The 6,750-nt window shown below is 37.7% G+C and carries 9 protein-coding genes; all 9 read left to right on the top strand.

The window, feature by feature from the left end:
- Window positions 1-31 precede the first annotated feature (31 nt).
- The 9 genes from OKC24_RS18850 (at window position 32) to OKC24_RS18810 (ending at window position 6,513) form a co-directional block, all read left to right on the top strand.
- A complete protein-coding gene (locus OKC24_RS18850) occupies window positions 32-1,717 on the top strand; it encodes a P-loop NTPase fold protein (protein ID WP_265466194.1) in 1,686 nt (561 codons plus the stop codon).
- A gap of 820 nt (window positions 1,718-2,537) precedes the next feature.
- Complete coding sequence (locus OKC24_RS18845; protein WP_005007869.1) at window positions 2,538-2,672, top strand: zinc ribbon-containing protein; 135 nt, start codon at window positions 2,538-2,540, stop codon at window positions 2,670-2,672.
- 152 nt (window positions 2,673-2,824) lie between these two features.
- Window positions 2,825-3,442 (top strand): hypothetical protein, encoded by a 618-nt coding sequence (locus OKC24_RS18840; protein WP_131276062.1) that lies wholly within the window; start codon window positions 2,825-2,827, stop codon window positions 3,440-3,442.
- A 91-nt stretch (window positions 3,443-3,533) separates the two neighbouring features.
- On the top strand, window positions 3,534-4,112 hold the full coding sequence (locus OKC24_RS18835; protein ID WP_130148053.1) for a DUF4126 domain-containing protein: 579 nt from the start codon (window positions 3,534-3,536) through the stop codon (window positions 4,110-4,112).
- A gap of 58 nt (window positions 4,113-4,170) precedes the next feature.
- Window positions 4,171-4,875, top strand: a complete 705-nt coding sequence (locus tag OKC24_RS18830; protein WP_438800953.1) for a hypothetical protein — start codon at window positions 4,171-4,173, stop codon at window positions 4,873-4,875.
- Between the two features lie 172 nt (window positions 4,876-5,047).
- Window positions 5,048-5,254, top strand: a complete 207-nt coding sequence (locus tag OKC24_RS18825; RefSeq protein WP_005007875.1) for a hypothetical protein — start codon at window positions 5,048-5,050, stop codon at window positions 5,252-5,254.
- A 75-nt stretch (window positions 5,255-5,329) separates the two neighbouring features.
- The gene (locus OKC24_RS18820; protein WP_131276060.1) at window positions 5,330-5,530 is read left to right on the top strand and encodes a hypothetical protein; all 201 of its coding nucleotides are present in this window, start codon (window positions 5,330-5,332) and stop codon (window positions 5,528-5,530) included.
- Window positions 5,527-5,769, top strand: coding sequence for a DUF6868 family protein (locus OKC24_RS18815; protein WP_131276059.1), 243 nt, complete (start codon window positions 5,527-5,529; stop codon window positions 5,767-5,769). The genes OKC24_RS18820 and OKC24_RS18815 overlap by 4 nt, the downstream gene beginning before the upstream one ends.
- 39 nt (window positions 5,770-5,808) lie before the next feature.
- On the top strand, window positions 5,809-6,513 hold the full coding sequence (locus OKC24_RS18810) for a DUF1003 domain-containing protein (protein ID WP_130148059.1): 705 nt from the start codon (window positions 5,809-5,811) through the stop codon (window positions 6,511-6,513).
- The last annotated feature ends 237 nt before the right edge of the window (window positions 6,514-6,750 follow it).

Raw genomic sequence — 6,750 nt, 5'->3', positions numbered from 1 at the left:
TATTGTGGAATAAGCCCTTAACGATAGGTTTGTGCAACAAAGCCATTCTCAGCCTAAAAGACCTATGAGGAAAAGAGAGTCATCTAGTTTAGTTGATTCAATAAATAAAGCTTCAGGCAATAAAAAACCATTAGCAATATTGATTCTGGGAACTGTGGGGACAGGAAAGACAACTTTTTTACAATATACGAGAAGAATATCATCAGCTAGTTTCTTCGAACAAAAAGAAAAACAACCTTATCCCCATTGGATTGAAATAGATTTTCGTACATTTTCCAAGAATGAGAATCCACTAGAATTTATATACGATAAGTTATTTGATTATATAAAGACTGATAAATTTTTTTGTGATTATGATAGGTCTATTAAGTTTGCATATGAAAAAGAAATTAACTCATTAAAATCAGGTCCTCTTTTCCTTCTAGCTAATAGTGATGAAGAATTAAAAAAAAGAATTACTGATCTATTAATATCTGATTATCAAGCTATCAAACCATATGTGGATAAATTGATCGGATATGCTTCAACACTATCTCCCATTTTTTTAATAATAGATAATGTCGATCAATTTGAAGATGATTTTATTCAATCAGAAATTTTTTCTGATTCTATAGCTATTGCAAGTAGGCTTAGTATAAATCTAATTATTGCAATGAGAGAATCTACTTTTATTAATCATAGAAGTTCGCCTACTTTTGATGCATTTGATTTTGACCCATTACATATAGAACCACCAGAAATTCCAGCAGTATTATCTAGAAGATTTTTCCTTACAGGAAAAATATTGGAAGGTAAAAGTGGGGATTTTATTGCACTTAATGGTGCAAACTTTAAAGTAGATGATCTATCTGTATTTATAGATATAGTAAAAGGTTCGGTATTAGGTACTGAAGTTGGTGAAAAAATTGATGTGTTATCTAACCATGATGTGCGTTTAGCATTAAGAATGACTCGAGAATTCCTTGCTAGAGGATATACCGATCCAGCGAAAGCTTTGATTACCCATAAACCGGAGAAGCGATATACTTTACCGAAACAAGAAGCTTTTAGATCAATACTATTAGGCAATCAGTCAGTATATAGCGAAGAATACTCTGTTATTGGTAATCCATTTGATTCGAGATTAAATCGTTCTAATACTGAGTTATTGAGAATTTTCGTATTATCTGCTTTAGTTCGTAAAGGATCATCAAATGGTCAGGGATATATTGAAGGTCAAATAATTAGAGATAGCTTAAAAACTATAGGATTCTCTGAAACTGATACTCTATCAATTCTTAAAGATCTATGTACTTTAAGATTTGCTCATACTAAATCTCATGGAAAAGCTGATATCAATAGTAGTTATTTTGCTAGTCGATTAGGTGGACACATTATAAAAAGTTTAATTGGTGATTTTACTTTTATTGAGAATATTTTAATGGATACATTTATATCCGAAAAAGAGCAGTGGGAACAATTAAAGAGTATTTCATCATCTATTCAAGAAGAGCGGGATATTGTAAGGAAAATTAATCAAAGAATTGAACGTATAAAGATTTTTTATGAATTAATGATAAGTCAATATTCCATTTTATTAAGTGAAGCAACAAAAAGAGGGCTTGACCCTATATGGCTAAGTAATCCATTAATCGAGATGAAAGATACATTATGGAGTAATTGTGATAGAGCATATACTTCTGCTAACAGAATATATGGTGAGAATGCACAAAAATAACTAAGATTCATAAAAAAAGCCCGACATCTTGTCGGGCTTTTTCGTATTTGGTAGCTAGATATGACTCCTGTCGTATCTACGATCCTGATGCTTGAAATGATTAAGTTCAGGAACATCCTGTTCCTGTATAAGTTCATCATAAGGAAAGATGAGAGGGACGCCAATCCGCTAAATCCTTAAAATTTTGTAGGATAAATCATACAAATAACATTTTCTTACACTTATGCTTCCACCATTTGTCAGAAAGGTCAATAAACAATTAGTATTATCAGGTTATGGTATATATATCATTTCTAAAATCTTTGGAGAGCAAAGATGGTTACTGCTGGCAAAGACCTGGAACTGGCTTCTATTTTTGTATTCCATGCGGACATCGCGCTTATTTAGAAATTGGTACAGACCGTTTACCCCCGTATACCAAATGCCTTAGCCATCAATTTAATAACAAGATTCCCTAAACTGCGCACAGTTATCCGCTATTTTGAATCAAGCCCTGTCATTAGATAGGGCTTTTATTTGTGGAAGAAATGTTTTGGATAAGCCAAAAATGGATGCCATGACTCAAACGCATCTCGGCTTAAACGAATGCATTTACGATTCAACGCTCTAAAGACAATAATATAAGCTACCGATAGCACATTAATGTTCTGAATGTCAGGAAAAATTCCCTTTCATGACTAAATTTTATTTAGCTTAGCTATTTCTGAAACACATCATTTCTTACATTTATGACGTCATCATTTGTCAAAATGATCAATAGACAATCATCATAAGAGGGTTATACTGGTTCTACCATTTCTAAAACCTATGGAGAACAAAAATGGTTACTGCAGGCTCTATCCCTGGAACAGGCTTCTATTTTTGTGTTCAGTGCGGCAAACGCACATACTTAGAAATTGGTACAGACCGTTTACCCCCGTGTACCAAATGCCATGGCACTGAATTTAAAAAATAAATTTGCCAAAGCAAAATGTTTAAAACAGATAATCCTGTTTTAAACATAAGCCCCGTCACAAGATGGGGCTTTTTTGTTGGTGAAAAAACTAAAGAATTTACACTAACACTTTGTTATATTGAATATTATTAAAAAATAGATCTTAAAGTGGTATGAAAGACAACTTAGAAGCTGCTTTGACAACAGCTTTTCAACTGGCAAAAAAGAAATGTGATAAGTATGAGAACAAATGTTTCAGCCTGAATATGTCTGATGGAAAAAAACATAATGACCGGAGTAAGGCTTGGATAAAATTCTTAGCAAGAGAGCTTTTGAAAATGACTCAGGCATCCCATCCAGTTACAGCTGAAAATATACTATTTCGAAGTTTTTATCGAAATAATTATAACAAAGTGACAGCTCAAATTTTTAATCTAAACGAATTTCTTTTCGATATTGTAATTGCGCAAATGATTGAAATAAATTCTGCAAGCCATTCAAAAGCAAGAAAACTTCAAGCAATTAAATATGGAAAATGGATCGTAGAGAGTGAATTTCAGATTAATAATTCAAGAGCTTTATTGCTAGATTTGAATAAACTTGCCATCGCTAAAGCTGAAAATAAGCTATTTATTATGAGTCATAGTAATAAAAATACGATGAAAAATTGGGTCATCAAAACAGCCAAAGAGCTTATGGATACAGCAAATGAAAATGTTTATTTGGCTGTTGTTCCGCACCCTCAAGATTGGACAATCAACGATAAAATAGAAGTTGAAAAAATTACCTAAGGAATGAATTGAAGTTTATGTAAGAGCTTCTTGCTAATTTAATCATCATAAATAACGATAAAATAAAAGTCAGACTGCTAGAGGACATCACATGGAAACAATCTTAGGGCTCTGTATTGGCATTGGTTTAAGCGCCGCCTGCGGCTTTCGTGTCTTTGTTCCTTTACTGGTCATGAGCCTTGCTTCAATTATGGGCTGGTTTGAACCCATGAAAGGCTTTGAATGGCTGGCCATGCCATCGGTCTGCATTGCATTAGGCTTTGCGACATTGTGTGAAATTACCGCTTACTATATCCCTTGGGTAGACAATGCCCTAGACACCATTGCGACGCCAGCCGCGATGGCCGCAGGAACACTCACCACGATGGCCGTCAGCAGCGGGGAAATGTCGCAGTTTGCCAGCTGGGCGGCAGCCATCATTGTTGGTGGGGGTACGGCCACGGCAGTGCAAATGAGTACCGTAGCAGTACGCGGTGTTTCCACTGCGGCAACAGGGGGAATTGCTAACCCTTTGGTTTCTACAGGGGAATGGATCAGCGCATTTTTACTGTCTATTTTATCGCTGATTGTCCCAGTGCTGGTGGTAATTGTGGTTTTAATCATAGTGGTGTGGGCCGTACGCTGGGTTAGACGCAAGAAGCAAGAAAGCATCAACCGTTCTACAGTCTAAAGCGCCATTTTAGGCTTAAGTATTTATTTCAACACTGATGACGATTTGAATAAAAACCATGAAACTTAAATTGATGACAGCAATGATTGGCCTTTCTGCTGCCTTGTTTGGTTCGCAAGTTATCTTGGCTGCAACAGAACCACTCACAGCAGAAGACATTCAACTGCAAAAAGATACGACCAAATACAAAGCTTATATTCCGGCAAAATACGTGCTGTTTGAAGCCATTCACGGTGACCTCAATAAAGACGGCATTCAGGATTTAGTCTTAATCGTCAAAGCGACAGACCCAGCGCAATGGGTCAATCATGAATATCGAGGAAAGCTTGACCGCAACCGCCGCGGCATTATTGTGTTGCTTAATGAAAAAGGCGGATATAAAAAATTGATGCAAAACCTCTCGGCGTTTTCTTCGGAAAATGAAGAAGGGGGCGTGTATTATGCGCCTGAATTATGGATAGAAATGAACAAAGGTTTGCTGAATGTTCACTATGGCCATGGGCGTTATGGCTATTGGAATTACAGCTTCAGACTGCACAATCAGGATTTGCGCTTAATTGGCTATGACAGCTCCAGCAATCATGGGCCATATGTCAACAGTCAAACCAGCATCAACTTTTTAACCGCGAAAAAAGTCTTTCGAGAGAACCAAAACGAAGATGTGGAAGCCGATCCGCGCTTTAAGGAAACATGGTCAAAGATAAAAACACAGCCTATTTATCTTTCAAAAATTCAAGATTTTGATGAACTGAGTTTCGAATAATGCCCATTTGTTCAGATAGCTTGGAGTATGCAGAAAGGCAGGTGAAATAAAACAGCAGCAGTGATTGATTTTTACCCAACAAAGGCATAATTTTATTATGGAATTAAAGCCATAATTTTTGTATGGGTTTATTTGTTGCCGAACTTAAAAAAATTAACATGGGGACTGCTGCATGATTAAATTTATTGTCGATGAAAACGCTTTGCCGAATGGCGCACACAAAATTCATAATGCATCGCAGGGCTGTGAAGACCTGCCAAAATTTGATGACCAGATTTTAATTGGCTATTTTGCCGACTTTAAGCTGGCTTATAAGCGGGCCAGAATGAATTGGCCAGCCGAGAAAGTGGAAGGCTGCAGCAAGTGCTGCGAAGAATAGCAATATATTGAACATAGGTAATTTAAATTGGCCTGTGCGGATTAAAAAACAATTCAGGAACGCACAGGCTAATCGGTGCAAGCACCGCTGTTGGCGCAGGGTTTTTCAGGCTTAAATAATCTAAAGCAAAATCATACTGAAGCTGAATCTCCAGAAAATCATCTAGCGCACAGCCGGCAGGCCCGTGCAATGCTTGAAGGCTGTAAGAAAAAACAGCAGTCCCGGCATAAAAAGATTAAAATGACAGCAAGGATCTTCAGCGGAGAATTGCCATGAATATCACACAGCTCTGTGACTTTCTGCTGTATTGCATGCTGTTCAATTACATTATCTTAATGATTTGGTTTATCGTATTTATTTTTGCCAAAGACTGGATGAAACAAGTGCATGGGCAATGGTTTGAACTCAGCGATAGTCAATTTGACGCAATTCATTACGGCGGCATGGCGGTGTATAAAATCGGCATTTTATTGTTGAATCTTGCGCCGTATATCGCATTAAAGTGGATGCAGTAAGGTGAAATTTATCCTCATCGGGTTTAAGCAGGGAATGGAATGAACGGGAAAACAGAATACCGTACGTGCTTGGTGTGCAAAAAGAATGATCTGTCAAAAAAACTGATTCCGATGGGAACGGTGCGGAAAGTCATTACTGAAGAAATTGCCAAAGATTATCCGGATTGGACCGTGCAGGACTATATTTGCCAGGCCGATTTGACCAAGTACCGCATGCAGTATGTGCAGTCTATCTTGACTTCGGAAGAGGGCGAGGTCTCCAATTTAGAATATGAAGTCATTCACAGCATGCAGCAGCATGACCTGATCAGTAAAAATGTTGAAAATAAGCTGGATCAGCGCTGGAGCTTTGGAGAGCGGCTGGCAGATAAAATAGCCACTTTTGGCGGCAGCTGGGCATTTTTAATGTGCTTCGGCGCTTTTTTGGTGCTGTGGATTTTGGTGAATACGGTCGCCATGGTCAATCATCCCGCAGATCCCTATCCTTTTATTTTGCTGAATTTAATACTGTCTTGTCTGGCGGCGATACAGGCGCCCATCATTATGATGAGTCAAAACCGTCAGGAAGCCAAAGACAGGATGCGTTCCGAAAATGATTATCAGGTCAATTTAAAGGCTGAGCTGGAAATCCGCAACCTGCATGAAAAAATTGACCATCTGCTGATGCACCAATGGGACAGGCTGGCCAAAATTCAGGAAATTCAGCTGGATTTGCTGTCAGAAATGAGCAAAAAGAAAGAGTAGCGGCAAGAAGGATGCAAGCTGAGGCTGATCATTTGAAAAAAATTCCTGATAAATGGCCCTCGTGCGCAATAAAAGTCTGAAAAAAATAGCCAAAAGGGAAAAAATACTTTGAATTGTACCGGCTGCGGAAAAAAATCCTAAAATTGATGAAAATTGCCGAATCTTCGGAAATTAATCCCTGACCGCATTGGCTACTATAGATCTCAAGGGTGTGACAGAGATCGAAAAGAGCAGCAT

The organism is Acinetobacter entericus (assembly GCF_026168575.1).
Classification (GTDB): Bacteria; Pseudomonadota; Gammaproteobacteria; order Pseudomonadales; family Moraxellaceae; genus Acinetobacter; species Acinetobacter bouvetii.
Note: the sequence above shows the minus strand (reverse complement) of the source record. Positions and strands in the feature narration are given on the sequence as shown.